General features: G+C 60.6%; 12 protein-coding genes and 3 pseudogenes. 10 read left to right on the top strand and 5 right to left on the bottom strand.

Annotation, left to right across the window (positions count from 1 at the left end; genetic code table 11):
- The first annotated feature begins 2 nt into the window (after positions 1-2).
- The 4 genes and pseudogenes from M9945_RS17585 to M9945_RS17570 form a co-directional block, all read left to right on the top strand.
- Entirely contained in the window at positions 3-1,028 is a 1,026-nt protein-coding gene (locus tag M9945_RS17585; protein ID WP_367945637.1) for a C-terminal binding protein, read from the top strand.
- Between the two features lie 43 nt (positions 1,029-1,071).
- Positions 1,072-1,965, top strand: coding sequence for a dihydrodipicolinate synthase family protein (locus M9945_RS17580; RefSeq protein WP_367945636.1), 894 nt, complete (start codon positions 1,072-1,074; stop codon positions 1,963-1,965).
- 315 nt (positions 1,966-2,280) lie between these two features.
- Complete coding sequence (locus tag M9945_RS17575; protein WP_367945635.1) at positions 2,281-2,652, top strand: hypothetical protein; 372 nt, start codon at positions 2,281-2,283, stop codon at positions 2,650-2,652.
- Positions 2,630-2,971: pseudogene (locus tag M9945_RS17570) on the top strand (transposase); the annotation flags it as partial. The gene M9945_RS17575 and the pseudogene M9945_RS17570, both read left to right, overlap by 23 nt.
- 719 nt (positions 2,972-3,690) lie before the next feature.
- On the opposite strand, the gene M9945_RS17565 reads toward M9945_RS17570, so the two are convergent.
- Positions 3,691-4,245, bottom strand: coding sequence for a hypothetical protein (locus M9945_RS17565; protein WP_367945634.1), 555 nt, complete (start codon positions 4,243-4,245; stop codon positions 3,691-3,693).
- A gap of 90 nt (positions 4,246-4,335) precedes the next feature.
- Here M9945_RS17565 and M9945_RS17560 point away from each other — a divergent pair, with 90 nt between their 5' ends.
- The 4 genes from M9945_RS17560 (at position 4,336) to M9945_RS17545 (ending at position 9,238) form a co-directional block, all read left to right on the top strand.
- Positions 4,336-4,554 (top strand): hypothetical protein, encoded by a 219-nt coding sequence (locus M9945_RS17560; protein ID WP_367945633.1) that lies wholly within the window; start codon positions 4,336-4,338, stop codon positions 4,552-4,554.
- Positions 4,544-7,135: a hypothetical protein gene (locus M9945_RS17555; protein WP_367945632.1), complete on the top strand. Its 2,592-nt coding sequence runs from the start codon at positions 4,544-4,546 to the stop codon at positions 7,133-7,135. The genes M9945_RS17560 and M9945_RS17555 overlap by 11 nt, the downstream gene beginning before the upstream one ends.
- Positions 7,136-7,544: 409 nt before the next feature.
- The gene (locus M9945_RS17550) at positions 7,545-8,786 is read left to right on the top strand and encodes a tyrosine-type recombinase/integrase (RefSeq protein WP_367945631.1); all 1,242 of its coding nucleotides are present in this window, start codon (positions 7,545-7,547) and stop codon (positions 8,784-8,786) included.
- Positions 8,787-9,073: 287 nt separating this feature from the next.
- Positions 9,074-9,238 carry a hypothetical protein gene (locus M9945_RS17545; protein ID WP_367945630.1) on the top strand — a complete coding sequence of 55 codons (165 nt, stop codon included), beginning with the start codon at positions 9,074-9,076 and terminating at the stop codon, positions 9,236-9,238.
- A 3-nt stretch (positions 9,239-9,241) separates the two neighbouring features.
- Here the strand turns inward: M9945_RS17545 and M9945_RS17540 are convergent, their stop codons facing one another.
- On the bottom strand, positions 9,242-9,643 hold the full coding sequence (locus tag M9945_RS17540) for a hypothetical protein (RefSeq protein WP_367945629.1): 402 nt from the start codon (positions 9,641-9,643) through the stop codon (positions 9,242-9,244).
- 179 nt (positions 9,644-9,822) lie between these two features.
- On the opposite strand from M9945_RS17540, the gene M9945_RS17535 reads away from it, so the two are divergent.
- Together M9945_RS17535 and M9945_RS17530 are read left to right on the top strand one after the other, a co-directional pair.
- Positions 9,823-10,902: a hypothetical protein gene (locus M9945_RS17535; RefSeq protein WP_367945628.1), complete on the top strand. Its 1,080-nt coding sequence runs from the start codon at positions 9,823-9,825 to the stop codon at positions 10,900-10,902.
- A gap of 190 nt (positions 10,903-11,092) precedes the next feature.
- Positions 11,093-11,590 (top strand): annotated as a pseudogene (locus M9945_RS17530) (DEAD/DEAH box helicase); the annotation flags it as partial.
- On the opposite strand, the pseudogene M9945_RS17525 reads toward M9945_RS17530, so the two are convergent.
- The 3 genes and pseudogenes from M9945_RS17525 to M9945_RS17515 form a co-directional block, all read right to left on the bottom strand.
- Positions 11,571-12,113 (bottom strand): annotated as a pseudogene (locus M9945_RS17525) (DEAD/DEAH box helicase); the annotation flags it as partial. The pseudogenes M9945_RS17530 and M9945_RS17525 overlap by 20 nt on opposite strands.
- 660 nt (positions 12,114-12,773) lie before the next feature.
- The gene (locus tag M9945_RS17520) at positions 12,774-14,213 is read right to left on the bottom strand and encodes a dihydrolipoyl dehydrogenase (protein WP_367945627.1); all 1,440 of its coding nucleotides are present in this window, start codon (positions 14,211-14,213) and stop codon (positions 12,774-12,776) included.
- Positions 14,214-14,277: 64 nt separating this feature from the next.
- A complete protein-coding gene (locus tag M9945_RS17515) occupies positions 14,278-14,649 on the bottom strand; it encodes a DsrE family protein (RefSeq protein ID WP_367945626.1) in 372 nt (123 codons plus the stop codon).
- Positions 14,650-14,661: the final 12 nt, after the last annotated feature.

Genomic DNA, 14,661 nt, shown 5'->3' with positions numbered 1-14,661 from the left:
CAATGCCCGTTTATCGTGTTCTAATTCCCGACGCGCACCTTGACGATCAGGAGATCGAGAAGTCCGTTTCTGGAGACAGGCTCGACTATGCCGTCTATCGGGAAAGGGACCCTTCGGCGGTCCCGGACGAGGAATGGCGCACCTGCGACGCCATCCAGATCTGGCACAAGATGAAGCTGACGGCCGACGTGATCGCCAAGCTCGACCGCTGCAAGATGATCGTGCGCGTCGGGGTCGGTTACGACAATGTCGACACGGTGGCGTGCGCGAGAAAGGGCATTCCCGTCTGCAACGTGCCGAATTACGGCACGACCGAAGTTGCGGATCATGCGCTCGCCCTGCTGCTTTATCTGGTGCGCGGCATCGGCACCTATGAAAGGCAGCTCCGCGCCGATCCCGTGAAGGGCTTTCTGGCGGAGGGCGCGCCGGTGGTGCGGCGAATCCGCGGGGCCACGTTCGGTGCCATCGGCCTGGGCCGGATCGGCACGGCGGTCGCGCGGCGCGCCCAGGGCTTCGACATGAAGGTCATCTATTACGACCCTTACGTTTCGGAGGGTCACGAGCTCGGGCTCGGCATCGAGCGCGTCAAGACCGCCGAGGAGCTTTACGCGCGCGCCGACATCGTCAGCCTGCATACGCCCTTGTCGCCGGAGACGCGGAATTACATCGCCGCCAGGCAGCTCGCCCAGATGAAGAAGGGCTCGATCCTTCTCAACATCGCGCGCGGCGGCCTCGTCGACATCGACGCGGTGTATGACGCCCTCAAGTCCGGTCATCTCGATGCCGTCGGCCTCGACGTCCTTCCCGTCGAGCCGCCCCGGCCGGACCACCCGCTGATTTCCGCCTGGCGCGGCAACGAGCCGTGGATTGCCGGCAGGGTCGCCTTCACGCCCCACGCGGCGTTCTTCTCGGAGGCGGGCTACATCGACACGCGCGTCTTCTCGACGGAAATCGTGCTCGACTTCCTGTTCCACAACCACCTCCGCAACAACGTGAACCCGGGCTGGCGCACGCCGATCCTGGGCTGAGCGGCGGTTTCCCTTCCCATCATCGCAAAGGAGATGATCCCAAATGATCAAGGGCGCCATTGCCTCCCTCGTCACCCCGTTCCAGGCGGACGAGACGCTGGACTTGGACGCCATGACCGCGTTCAGCAACCGGGCTGCCAATGCTGGATTCGACGTCGTGTGCTTTGCCGGCGGGACCGGCGAATTCCTGTCGATGGATGCCGCCGAGAGGGAGGCCGGCCTCAAGGCCGTGATCGACGGCGCGGGCGGCAAGCCCGTGCTGGCGGCCGCCCTCCTCACGGGCCAGAAGCAGATTCTCGATGCTTCCGAGCGCTATGCGAAGATCGGCGCGAGCGCGATCATGGTCATCCCGCCCTACTTCTACGCAATGGACCAGAATTCCATGTTCGCGCACCTTTCCTCGATAGGAAAGGAGTCGGCGCTGCCGGTCCTGCTCTTCAATTCGCCGGCCCGCGGCGGCAAGACGATGTCTCGCGCGACGATCCTGCGGCTTGCCGAGGCCTGCCCGAACATCGTCGGCGTGAAGGAAACCACCGAAGACATGAACGAGATCGGCGCGCTCGCCGCCGGCGCCCCGGAGAATTTCCGCGTCATCCAGGCGCACGAGCCGATGATCCTGCCGTCATACGCCGTCGGCGCCACCGGCAGCTTCGGCTCGCTCTGCAACCTGATGCCCAGGACGGTGGTCGCCCTTCATCGCGCCATCGACCGCGGCGACGCCACTGAAGCACGCCGATTGACGAGGATCCTGAGCGACGTGGGCGACGTCGCCTATTCGGTGACGATCCCGGTCGGCATCAAATACCTGATGAGCAGGATCGGGATACACCAAGGCGGCGTCCGCTCGCCGCTGTCCCTGTCGACCCTCGACGAGACGGCGACGGCGCGGCTGGACCTGGTCGCGGCAAGAATTTCGCAATCGGAGGCAACCGCCTGAACATCCGAGCCGCGCGCCGTCCCCGGGCGGCCGGCGAAGCCCGGAAACGACGATAGCACGGCATCCTTCGGACCCGCGCATGGCGTCGGCCGTAGAGGCGGCCGACGCCGGCTTTCATCCCCCGGTAAAGCCCAACGAACCGGGCGCGACGCGCGGGGTCAAGCGCGGCGACAGGTTTCAATCGGCCGCCGCCCTCAAGACGGCGCGGGAGGCCGGGCCGGATTGCTTGTGGCGAAGCCGGACCGCTGGAGCCGCGAGGTCTCATTCACCACGGCCCTCACGGACGCCCCCCGAGGTAAGCTTCGGGAGGCCTCCATGCCCCACGCCGACAAGTTCCGGCTTCAGGCCGCGAATGTCCGGGATTGTATCGCAGTCAATCGCAGCGGCAGGATCGAACTCGCAGAGGCCTTGCGAGTTCCCGTGAATTTCTCGTTTCCAATTGGTGTCGAGCTCATGGGCGCTGCCCAAATTAAGAAAGGCGGTGAAGACAATATCCACGGGGATGTAAGCATTTTTTGCTCAGCAGAGTTGTCTTCTTCTCCCGATCGTATGCAGTTTGACGGATTCCGTCCGATTGCCCGAGTAAGCTGGAAGGATCGAAGAATCTCTGGCTTTGAAGGCGTGTCCGTGATTCCGTCCCCTTTGGTGCTTTTGGGAATTGGATATGGATCAGCCGGGTTTCTTTGACATTGATGATCGACTGGCGCGACTGAGCGGGCTTGGAGACCAGCTCGAAGGGTTCTCTCGCGCCGTTGATTTCGAGCTGTTCCGCCCTGAACTGGCGGCCGCGCTCTCCTACAGCGATGGCAGCAAAGGCGGCCGGCCGCCTTTCGATCCGGTGATGATGTTCAAGATCCTGGTGATCCAGACGATCAACACGCTGTCTGACGAGCGCACCGAGTATCTGATCAACGACCGTCTCTCCTTCATGCGTTTCCTTGGACTTGGGCTGTCGGATCGTGTTCCTGATGCCAAGACGATATGGCTGTTCCGGGAACGGTTGACCGGCCGACGAAATAACCGAAAGGAAACTGCTTTGCTATCCCAGCGACACCGGCGGCGCAGCTGCACCGGCGCGCGTGGGGCAGCGCCCCGGCACGTCCCCCTCTCCAGGCTACCCCGAACTGGCGCACGGCAGGCGCGTCATCGCGTCGCCGCGCTCCCGGGTCTTTCGTCTCCATCTCAGGGGTGGAGCAGAGGGGGGTAGTGGAGCAAGATAGTGGAGCATGTGTCACAGTATAGCACAGGGCGCGGAGCGACGGGGCCGAAGGCGGAAGCAGGAGTACTCTTGCTCCACTATCTCCACTGAGGAGGGCCAGTTTCGCGGGGACGCGGCGGTGTATAGGTCCTCGGGGGTATGGTGCATGTATCCAGGTAGTCCGACAGGGCACGGCATCCGTCCCCTGTCTCTACCCCGGGGCCGGTATAGTAGAGACGCTGCGCACCACGGCACCGGGCGCGCGAACACAGTCTCGAAAGCAGACGGCCCTACAGGGGACTACTATTCGAATGGGTTTCGCGCGCGCATGAGCCCGGGGGAATATGGTGCATGCGGGGATACGGCGCGCATCCGTATGGTTCGGCTAGACCGGACGGTCGGACGGACGGACGCCCGTGCGGCACGGGGGGAGGGGGTCTACAGCGGCAGCGGCCGTATACCCCCCTCCCTCTCCCATAGTACTCAGGTGTCCGTCCGTCCTATCAGGCAAATGTGTCCCACCGCATCTATGAAGGCCGATTTGGAACTTCACGCAGTTTCATCGCGATGCCGTTCCGTCCGAGGATTTCCCGGATGCTTTCCAAACTCTGAAACTCGATCGTTTCCGGAATGTCGTCATGGTATTTGGCGTCATTTAGCCATTTGTCCTTCTGAGAGGTGAATTTCTTTCGGATTCTTTCCTGATCGCTATCAGTCAGTTTGAAGACAACGGCAGCTTCGTCTACGAGCTTGCGGGCAGAACGAGGCTTTTTACCTGCGGACATTTTCATCAGGAGCCGCGCGTTACGGTTTGCGAGGTCCTTGTAGTGTTGGCAGCCAATCCAGCGCAGGATTTCATCGTCGGAAACGGCTGGCCGTCCTTCCGGTGAGGTTTCACCGAGCAACGCTTCTTTGGCCGCCCTCAATCGGTGGCGGCGACGCTGGGCATCGGAAGCGGGCGCGTTGCTCGGTTCCGAGTGTGCGTCGATGATTGCGAGCAACAGCTTGTCCAGAAATCTCGGACCGATTGCCTCGCCGTACCATTCTGGTTCGGCATTATCTCGCTCATCGTCATGCGCCATGTTCGTCCTCCGGCGAGTTTTTCCCCAAACAGGGGAAGATTTTCCGGTTAATTGAGGAGTCCTCTTCAACGCCCATATGAGGACAACATCATGGAATCGTTACTGAATAGTACGCAGTCACTCGACGTACCAATTACCATTGGCCAGGCTGCCGAGGCGGTCGGCGCAAAGTATTGGCAGGTTCAGCGGCTGGCGAAGGCCGGACATATACCTGTCTACCGCCCCTATAACTCGCGCCCGCTGGTCAAGCTGTCCGAGGTGATGACATACATCGACTCCTGCCGGCAGGGAGGCTCCGATGAGAGCTGATTTCTCCCTCGCAGACTTCTTCACCGAGTTCTGGGGTCCGCAATTTGACGGTGCGCTGAAAATCTGGAGCCGTCAGAGCAAGATGACGAGCTCATTTGGACCGGGGGAGATCCCCCGGCTCATTCTCGATGTCGAAAAGCGCAAGCATATCGAAGATCTGTATGTTGGGCTGAGTACCCAGCCGGACGACCTCGCATCCACCGCGCGCGGCTCGAACGAGACCGCCATCTTGTTGCCCGGCTTCATCGCGGACATCGATTTCGCAACCGCAAAGGACAGCGCCAAGCGGTATCCGCCAGATTCCAGTACCGCGCTCGAACTGACCCATTCATTCGAGTTCCAGCCGTTCTTCATCCAGAACACCGGTAATGGGCTGCATGCCCTGTTCAAACTTGAAAAGCCGATTTTCATGGACAATCGAGAGGCGCGGCGCAGGGCTCAGGCCCTTTCGCGGCGCTTTGCCCGCGCGTTGGCGACCCATTTCGAGCGCGCCGGCTACGAGATCGACAATGTGAGCGATCTCGCCCGCGTCTTCCGCGTGCCGACGACGTTCAATCACAAATCGGGCACGCCGAAGCCGGTCGTCGTCATCGAATATAATCCGGATAACCGGCTGTCGCTAAGCGATCTGGAACGAGAACTGCCCTCGGCTGACAGCGAGCCGCCGAAAGCGGTTTCGGCAAATCGTGCCGACCATTTTGCGATCCAGCAGGAATGCCCGTGGTACGGCCACTATACCGGGGAAGGTGCAGGCTCGGCCGATGAGCCTAACTGGTACGCAACGGCGTCGATCACGGCGCGCTGCAAGGACGGCGATCAGGTTTTCCATGAATATAGCGCACGGCATCCGGGCTATAGTGAAAAGGAAGCCGACAAGAAGCTCAGGCGGGCGCTTGAGGAAGCCGGTCCCCGCACCTGCGATGCCATCTGTGCGGAACTCGGGAACGAGCGCTTCTGCGACGGCTGCCCGCATCGTGGCAACATCACGTCGCCGATCCAGCTCGGCATAGTCTACGATCCCGGTCCTTTCGAGCCGAGGCCGCTGGGCTTCACGAAGGACGGCCATTTCGCACTGCTCGATCCAGTTCGGAAGATCGTTATCCCGGCATCCGCGCAGCAGCTTCTTTCGGGGCAGTATCTGCTAGGCTTGGCCGAGTCCGGTTTCTGGCGTCAGCGGTTTCCGGGGAAGAAGCCCGGATCGTTCAGCCCCAGCGCCGCTGGTGAAGCGTTGATGAAAGCCTGCCGACGCGCAGGGCCGTTCAATCCATTGCGCATTCGAGGTCGCGGCATCTGGCTTGAGAACGGCAAGGTCATCGTCAATCTCGGCCAGCCCGTCGAAAGCTCGAAGTTCCTCTACCTGTGCTTCGAGGGTATCGTGCTGGATGACGGGTTGAGCTTCGACACCCAGCGTCTCCGGGACCACCTTCAGCTCTACAACTGGCGCAACCCGCAGGATGCCGGCCTGCTGTTCGGTTGGCTCGCGATGGCGCCGATTTGCGGCGCTCTGACTTGGCGGCCTCATGTCTTTGTCTACGGCCCCGCCCGGTCGGGCAAGACCACCATCCATACGGTCGCCTCCGTCGTGCTCAGCCCGCTGGCAATTTCCGCTGATGGCCAGAGTTCCGAGGCCGGCATCCGCCAAATGGTTGGCCCCGATAGCCTGCCGGTGCTGGTGGACGAGTTTGAGGCCGACCAGAAGGACGCCACCCTACGCAACGTCCTTCGGCTCGCCCGCAGTGCCTCGTCCGCCGACACGCCGGTGCTGAGGGGAACGCCAGACGGCAAGGCGATGAGCTTCAGCCTGCGCACCACCTTCCTGTTCAGCGCTATCAACCCGCGTGGCATGTCGCCGGCCGATCAGTCGCGTATCTCGATGTTCGAGTTGCTGATGCACGAGAACGACCGGGAGGTGGCGAAGCGCATCGCCGAGGACGAGGTATATTTCCGCTCCACGGGCTCGGCATGGTGTTTCCACATGATCGGGCTCGCCCCTCTGGTGCAGCCGGCCGCCGACGCCATCGACATCCACCTGACGGGAGATCGCCGGCATCGCCAAAATATGAGCATCCTGATCGGAGCGGGCTTCGTCGCCCTGAATGGCCGGGTTCCCACGGACGAGGAAGCGCAGGCGCTCGCCGCCGAATACGCCCCTGCAATCGAGCGGCACGCCCTTGAGGTCTACCGCGACGATGCGCAGGAATGCCTCGACCACCTCCTGTCCTTCGTCGTAGACGGCTATCCCCTCGGTCATTGGCTCGCCTGCCTCCGCGATGAGCAGCAGCGGCGCGGCAACGATTTCGCGGAAGCCGCACGCATCGTGGCGAACTACGGCATGCGGGTGGAAACCGGGGGCGAGGCCGCAGGCTTCTACATCGCCAACGGCGCTCCGGCGATGGAGGAGGTGTTTCGGGGCACGCCATGGGCTCAGAAGGCTTGGGAACGGGCTCTCCGCAAGCTGGAGGATGCCTTCATCCCGCCAAACCCCATTCAGTTCAAGGTGCTGGGCAAGAAGCGGGCGACAGGCATTCCTCTGTCTTACCTGCCCGACGAGCCATTGCCGGGCATGGAGGTGCCGTATTGATGTGCCCGGACGGACGGACACCTACGCACTATGGGAGGGGGAGGGGTAGGTATGCGCCTGCCGCGCGTCGCCGCCGGCCCCCCTATACCGGTGCCCGCAGGCGTCCGTCCGTCCCGCCGTCCCGCCCGACTGGAACGCTGCCGCATCGTTTCGGCGAACGACGAGCCGCTTCCCTCCTTCCCTTGCCGAGGTGTTCGAGGCTGCGATTTCACCCTTCACCAGCATGGTTTTTGAAATATCCGAGGCCGCCTTCTCTCGCGGCTTTGCCCCTCAACAACAGGCCAAGGTTACGCGCGTGGTTACAATTCGGGCCGTCCTGGCGGCTCTCAAGCACAATTCGCGATTTATTGTGCTGGTCACCGCGCCGTGGTTCCCTCGCCGCTTTTTTTCCTGAAGTGTGAGTATGGTCATGAATAAGTTCAGAGTTTCAATCACCAGCACCACCCGCCGCCGCAAGCTGAGCAACGGCACAGTAGCATTGTACCCGCAATGGTACGCAGAATTTCGGGACCCTCTGACCCGGCAGCGTCGTCGCCGCGCCTTCAACCGCAAGAAGGACGCGGAGGCGTTCCGCAACGCCCTGCTCCTGAAGGTGGCAGAGGGCAGCAACTTCATTGACGAGCGCAAAGCCCCCACGGTCGCGCAGGCGATCGACCATTGGCTGGCAACCAAGGAGGGGAGCGTGAAGCCCTCAACGCTGAAGGGCTACAAGGTGTCGGTGAATGGCGCGATCCGTGGCCCGCTGCTGATCGGGACGAAGCAACAGCGCGCCGACTACACCGAGAAGGGTGTTGCGCCGAAGAATGCTCGGTTCCTGAAACTCTTGGGCCACGTCAAGCTGACAGACTTGAATACTGCTATGATCCGCCAGTGGCACCGAGCCGTCTCTGAGCACTGCGGCCAATACACTGCAAATCGCGCGAAGTCGCATTTGAAGAGCATCCTGGCTCTCGCCGAGGAGGATTTTGGCACCCGCGCCCCTAGCCTTCCCACCGGCCTGCCGCGCGCCCGGCACAAAGCCAAGAAGGCGATCCTGATGCCAGAGCATATCGCCAAGCTGATTGCAGCCGCCAAGGACGATCCCGAGCATGGTATATACTACGCCTTCCCGTTCCTCGCCGGAACGCGCCCCTCGGAGCAACTCGGCCTGCTGTGGTCCGAGGTGGATTTCGAGCGCAACGTGATCCGCATCCGCCGCATTCAGGAGCGCGACGGCTCGCTCACCGAGATGACGAAAACCGAAGCCGGGACGCGCGACATTCCCATGAGCGCGGTGCTGCGCGAGATGTTGCTGGCGTGGCGGGTCCGCTGCCCGCGCAAGGGTAAGGAATTGCACCGCGTCTTTCCCGGTCCCGGGCGCCTGCAAGAATGGCCGAAGCCGCGCCTCGGCGGCGGCGGGCCGCTGCTTTATCAGAACTTCCGCAAGCGTTATTGGGCGCCGGCCTTCAAGCGTCTCGGTATCAGCTATGTCACGCCCCATTCTGCTCGGCACTCGTTCATCTCTGCGCTTCAAGCAGAGGGCATCGAGGTCGGTCTGGTTGCGCAGATCGCCGGCCATGCCAATCCTACGGTTACGCTCGGCCACTACACGCAGGCCGTCCGCGACGGCAGTGCCGCCATCGAGGCGCTGGACAGGGCCTACGCCCGCTGACCGAGCGGCGGCGCGATACCATATGGTAGTCGTGAGCCGGGCGGGGCTTTCGGCACGCCCCTGCGCCGGTCTTGCCCCTCCGACCATATTTTCGTGGGCGCTGGCGCACCGTCGGCCCTACATACCCGCCCACCGGCAGCGCCGCTCGGTAGTACCTCTCCGGCCCGAGGAGAGGCATGTGGCGCTCCAGCACCATGTAGGCGCCCACGGACTGGCCCTGAAACACCGATAATTATGTGCCGGCTCCCGGCATGGTTTCCTGTTCTGTTGGACACAGGAGACCGCCCATGCACATCATGCTCAGGGACAAGCGCACCGGCGCGGAGGAATGGATGCCGTTAGAGCAGGTCGCGAAACTGATGAGCCTCACGGCCGACGAGATCGAATGGGCGCTCGAAGAGTTCGGCGAAATCGAAATCGGTGACTACATCGCGCTCGAGCAAGAATGGTAGGCGTTACTGCCTGGCTTTACGCCATCCCGCCTTACGGGCTTCCTCCTCACTGCAGAACCTTCGTTCTCCGTGGTCTGGCGAGATGCGGGTGGCATGGTAATATTTTTGGCCGGGAACATGAAAAATGCGCTCCCCAGTCTCGATGCTGATGTTGCCCTTTATGTTGCAGTTTGCCCGCGGCAGCATCGCCTTGACGCTGGCGCTAGAAATCCCGTCCCATGTGTAGCCGATACCGAAAGCGCTTACGATCATCAATCCGGCGAGCAATCGGGGTATTGTCACTGCGAGCTTTCGCCGAGGCGATGTGTCTTGCGCCGCTCGACCGATATCTTCAGCGAGCACCTTAAGCTTCTGTTCTGGGTCGCCCCATTTGAGACGCCGGAGCTTATAGATGTTACGAGCCATCGAAGCAAAGTACACGAAAGGAAATAAAGCAGCCGTTCACATGCCCCTTGAAATTTTAAATATACCGGTTCTGAAACATTACCCTTCGACCAGATAGATCCTGCATATTTAGCATTCGGTTACCGATTCTGGATTTCTCTCGGGAGTTCAGTGAGCTGCCTCGTCAGGAAACACAACGCATGCCGGTTTATCAGTTTGCCCGGGACAGAATAATCCCTCTACGTAAGACGACGTTTGGCTTGATGCAGATCCATGAGCGTCGCGATCTTCAACGGCTTCTGCGCGAAAGCATCAGCGTAATCGCCCCCGATACGCTCGTTATCGCGGAGGAGTTCGGCGAATGGGACGATTCACGACGACGTATCGATTTGCTGGGGGTTGATCGTGACGCCAATCTGGTTGTTATCGAACTGAAGCGTTCAGAGGACGGCGGCCATATGGAGCTTCAGGCCCTTCGCTATGCCGCTATGGTCTCGACAATGACCTTTGAACAGGCAGCAGATGTCTTTGCGCGGTATCTCCATCAGCTGGGCCGAGAGGAAACTGATGCGAGGGTTGAGCTGCTGGAACATCTTGGATGGGTTGAGCCCGACCATGACCAGTTCGGGCAAGACGTGAAAATTGTGCTCGCATCGGCAGAATTCTCACGCGAGTTGACGACCTCGGTGCTCTGGTTGCTGGGCCGGGACATCGATATCAGGTGCGTCAGACTCCAACCATATGACTATGACGGACACGTTCTGGTTGATGTCCAACAGATCATTCCCTTGCCTGAAGCGGCGGAGTACCAGATTCAGGTTCGAGAGAAGGCGCGAAAAGAGCGCGAGTTCGTGCGCACTACGAGCGCCGATTTTACCCGGTACGATTTAACCCTCGGCCAGTCACGTCATGTATCGGTGCCGAAGCGCCATGCGCTTTATCTCCTGTTCCGGCATCTTGTGGATCGAGGCCACGATCCATCGGAGGTCGCCGAGCACTGCGGTCCACGCAAAAACCGCGCCCTTTATTCGGTGGAGGGAGAGGTCGAGCGAGATGAATTTCTGCGCCTCGCGGAAATAGCCATGGCGGCTGGCGGCAGGAAGTTCAGGCCGCCACGTTTCTTCTGTGAGGAAACCGAACTGGTGCGTTACAACGGCCGGACCTATTCTTTCTCAAATCAATGGGGCGGTTCAGAATGGTTGGCGGCGATGACGGAGCTAAAAGACGCGTATCCTGATGCCGGAATTGACTTTCAAGCTAGCGGATCAGATTTGCCCTAATTAACGTAGTGTAGGCGGCGGAACTCACGCCCCGTTCCATCCGGTCCCTAGATACTCGCCGCTGACGAAACCCGGTTCCCAGCGCCTACACGCCTCCATGGCCGCCACCGCCAGCCTCGCCGGGCTGTCAGGATGCACGAGCAGGAAGAACACGACGTGCGCCGTGGAGAATGCCCAGATCGCTGCGCCGGATCCGCTAAAAATCTTGGTCGTGTGCGACATGCTGCTGACCGGTTTTGACGCCCCGGTAGAGCAGGTTCTGTATCTCGACGCGCCTTTGCGGGAGCATACGCTTTTGCAAGCGATTGCTCGCGTCAACCGTACCGCTGACGGCAAGACCTATGGGCTGGTTGTGGACTATTGGGGAGATAACCGGCGCATCGCAGATGCCTTGGACATGTTCTCCGACGAGGATGGAATCGCCAGCGCGCTTCGCCCGCTGTCCGAGAAAATCCAGCTTCTGGAAAGTCGGCACCGGGCCGCCATTCGGCTCTTCGAGGGCCTTGGCCGTCAGGACGATAACGCATGCGTTGAACTGCTGCGTCCGGATGACGTTCGCGCCAAATTCGAACTCGACTTCCTGCGCTTCGCCGAAGCCATGGACATGGTCCTGCCCGATCCGAAGGCATTGGAAGAACCCTATACATCCGACTTGAAATGGTTGTCACGCATTCTGGCGCGCCAAGCCGTTCCAATGCCCCGACGTAGGTTACGGCGACATCCCGGCTCACGGTCACGATCTGAGCTTTGAACCCGTTCGGTTCAATCGTGCTTCGATAGTGCTCGAGAATATCTCTGGCGATGGCCTCAACGCGAACCGGCGCTCCAGCTAGCTTCTCCTGAAGGCCGGTGCCACGTCTGAGTTTTGCAATCTCGTCTTCGGATAGTTCCGGGAACGCTGCCCGAACTTCCCGTTCAAAATCGCGTCCGTCGATCCTAATGCGGGCATCGCGCATCTCGTAATAAATCGGGACGGTCGCTCCATCTTTCACAGCCTGGTCGATCAGGTAGCGGTGCAGATAATCGCCGAAGACCTCGCGGGTGCTCCGGTCTTTTTTGTCGATTGGCGTGCCGGTGAAGGCGATCATACAGGCATTGGGCAACCCCGCGCGCATCCGGGCGGCAAGCGCGCCATATTGCGTCCGGTGCGCTTCATCGACCATGACGAAAACATTCCGCGCCTTGGAGATATCCGTCGCGGTTTTCCGGGGGCGTGGTCGCCCAACTGACTGGTTCTGGTTACAAAGGCATCAGGGGTCGCTGGCTGCGACGGTGGAACGAGCTTGCCAGCTCGCAAAAGGAGCCTTTCAGGGGTAATCGTCCTGTTGCACGGTGTGAATTGCGCTGGAGTCGCGAGGGAATAAAACCGGTACGGATGATTTTCATCATTATTGACGTGAACCGAGGATTGTCTTTCTTCGGTTCTTCAAGATAGCGCGATTACATTTAGGTAATGCGTTGCGCCGCGCAGGGGACGCTGACTTTCATAGAATTAACTGCAACGTTATCGTTCGTTCCCCAGTATGAGGATAGGAACGCCCGCGAGTATGGTAGTGGTGTGCGGCCCAATCTCGCAGAACGGTTCCAGATCAGCGACCCGTAGGCGAATATCTGAATTGGCCGCATCCGCCCTTGGGTGAGCGTAGCGGCGAGCATGTCAAGATCGGCGTCTTCCAGCATCCGCAAGCCCGGATCGTGCAACGGCCCTTCGACCGGAGCGACACGGGCAAGATGGTCGTCGTTCAAGATGATGGGAAACCGATCAAGCATTGGATTTTCGCCAGACGATGATTTTTCCACTCCACATGGTTTCGGTGGCGATATGTGAGAATTGTTGTTTCAACAAATCCGCCATCTTCCGGGACACGACTTCAAATGGGGTGCAAACCCAGCGGCATATCCCGTGAGCCTGTCAACTGGCGGGCTGCCTCCTGCAAAGCGCTTTGCAGGATCTCCTCCATCACCGGATGGTAGAAAGGCATTTGCAACAGGCTGGCGGCAGTCTCACCACGCCCGATTGCCAGGGCGAGCAAATGCGCCAGATGCTCCCCGCGGGGCCCCAGCATCGCCGCGCCAAGCAGGCGACCATCGGCCTTGTCCGCGTAAACGCGCAATATGCTGCGAGGCTCATGCAGGATACGGGCGCGGCCATTGCCCTGCCCCTCGGCGGAACCGATGACAATTTGTTTGGGATCGAGTTCGCTTAACGAGGCGCCAACAACAACGAGATCGGGATCTGTGAAGGCAATGGCCAATGGTGTCTTGCGGGCAAAAGCTTGCGCCTTCATTTCAGGATTGCGAGCGACGCGCGCCGCGTTGAACCCCGCGATCACGCCCTCATCGACCGCTTCATGCATCAACTGGCGACTGCCATTGACATCCCCGGCGAGAAAGACCGGCAAATCTCCGGCCTGCATTGTGTTGGCGTCGAAGTGGGGAACGCCTTTGCTGTTCACTTCAATGCCGGCTTCCGCCAGGCCGAGTCTGTCAATATTCGTTCGACGACCGAGTGCGGCCAGCACAAATTCCACATCGGCACGGCGATTGTCATCAGCCTCCATCACGATGCCGCTGTCTTTGAGCGTCAGGCGCGTTTCAGTCTGCAACCACATCTCAAACTCGGAGCCAAACCGCTCGACGGCGCGTGCCGACACTTCGGCGTCGGTCATGCCGCCGATGAATGGTGCGATATCAGCGCCAGTCACCTTGACGCCCAACCGCGACAGCGCCATGCCCATTTCCATCCCGATCGCCCCGAGGCCGAGAATGCCGATCGACGCAGGCAGCGTCTCCAGTTCGAACAGATCGTCGGTGGTGATTACACGCTCACGAACATTATCCAGCCACCCGGGCACGATCGGGCGCGAGCCGGCGGCAATGACAACCGCTCTGGCCTTGATCTGGCGGTGTCCGCCATCATTCAATTCCACGGCAAGACGATCGGTCGAAAGAAAGCGCGCGCGACCTTCCAGCAACCGATCACCGGCAATCTCGCGCGACCTGTTGGCGGTGGGATTTGCAAATCCATCGCGCTGTTTGCGCAATGTTGCCCAGGCAGCGCGGTGGTCGAGCCGCAGGTGCTCCATACCACTACCGCCGATCTGGTTGAGCTGCAACGCAGCTTGCCACCGGGCGCCTGCATGCAGTGCAATCTTGGATGGCATGCATCCCACCCGGGCGCAAACTGTCCCCAGCGGGCCGTGATCGATCAGGACAAAATCCAGCCCGGCGCGTCTGACCTCGCGCAGTGCGTACATTCCGGCGGTTCCGGCACCGATGATTGCGACATCGACCTCAACCGTTTGTGTCATGGCAAGCATTCTCCCGAGATAAATATGAGCCTGTTCTCGCGGCACTGATCCGACGGTTTGCGGGTCAGGTGATCTGCAACGAACCCTTGGCAGCCATCATCAGGTCGATGACGTCGGGGGCTGACACGATTTCGTAACCCGCCGCCATCTGCGCTTCTGTGAAGCCATTATGGATCATGCAGGATTTGCAGATGCCAATCCGTCCACCGCCGAGGATAAATTTCGCCAGCAGGTCAGAAACAGGTTCGAAGGGCTTGCCAACATCGATCCCTTCGGTGGCGCCTGGCTGGCCAAGCTCAACCGCCTCAACCATCAGAAGCACCATGGTATTGTGGCCCTTTTCGAGCGCATTCAGCGCCATGGTGAAAGCCACGGTAACCTTGGCAGGATTGGAACGGCCATCGAACAGGGTGGCGACAAAATCAGCGGATTGCATGGGTTTTCTCCT

The sequence above is a fragment of the Aquamicrobium sp. genome, assembly GCF_023954335.1.
In the GTDB taxonomy this organism is placed as follows: Bacteria; Pseudomonadota; Alphaproteobacteria; order Rhizobiales; family Rhizobiaceae; genus Aerobium.
The sequence above is the reverse complement of the archived record's forward strand: the minus strand, read 5'-3'. Positions and strand labels throughout refer to the sequence as shown.

Bases quoted from the DNA above. Each gene is read 5' to 3' on its own strand.
- M9945_RS17585 (WP_367945637.1), top strand. From the start codon at position 3: ATGCCCGTTTATCGTGTTCTAATTCCCGACGCGCACCTTGACGATCAG.
- M9945_RS17580 (WP_367945636.1), top strand. From the start codon at position 1,072: ATGATCAAGGGCGCCATTGCCTCCCTCGTCACCCCGTTCCAGGCGGAC.
- M9945_RS17575 (WP_367945635.1), top strand. From the start codon at position 2,281: ATGCCCCACGCCGACAAGTTCCGGCTTCAGGCCGCGAATGTCCGGGAT.
- M9945_RS17565 (WP_367945634.1), bottom strand. From the start codon at position 4,245: ATGGCGCATGACGATGAGCGAGATAATGCCGAACCAGAATGGTACGGC.
- M9945_RS17560 (WP_367945633.1), top strand. From the start codon at position 4,336: ATGGAATCGTTACTGAATAGTACGCAGTCACTCGACGTACCAATTACC.
- M9945_RS17555 (WP_367945632.1), top strand. From the start codon at position 4,544: ATGAGAGCTGATTTCTCCCTCGCAGACTTCTTCACCGAGTTCTGGGGT.
- M9945_RS17550 (WP_367945631.1), top strand. From the start codon at position 7,545: ATGAATAAGTTCAGAGTTTCAATCACCAGCACCACCCGCCGCCGCAAG.
- M9945_RS17545 (WP_367945630.1), top strand. From the start codon at position 9,074: ATGCACATCATGCTCAGGGACAAGCGCACCGGCGCGGAGGAATGGATG.
- M9945_RS17540 (WP_367945629.1), bottom strand. From the start codon at position 9,643: ATGGCTCGTAACATCTATAAGCTCCGGCGTCTCAAATGGGGCGACCCA.
- M9945_RS17535 (WP_367945628.1), top strand. From the start codon at position 9,823: ATGCCGGTTTATCAGTTTGCCCGGGACAGAATAATCCCTCTACGTAAG.
- M9945_RS17520 (WP_367945627.1), bottom strand. From the start codon at position 14,213: ATGACACAAACGGTTGAGGTCGATGTCGCAATCATCGGTGCCGGAACC.
- M9945_RS17515 (WP_367945626.1), bottom strand. From the start codon at position 14,649: ATGCAATCCGCTGATTTTGTCGCCACCCTGTTCGATGGCCGTTCCAAT.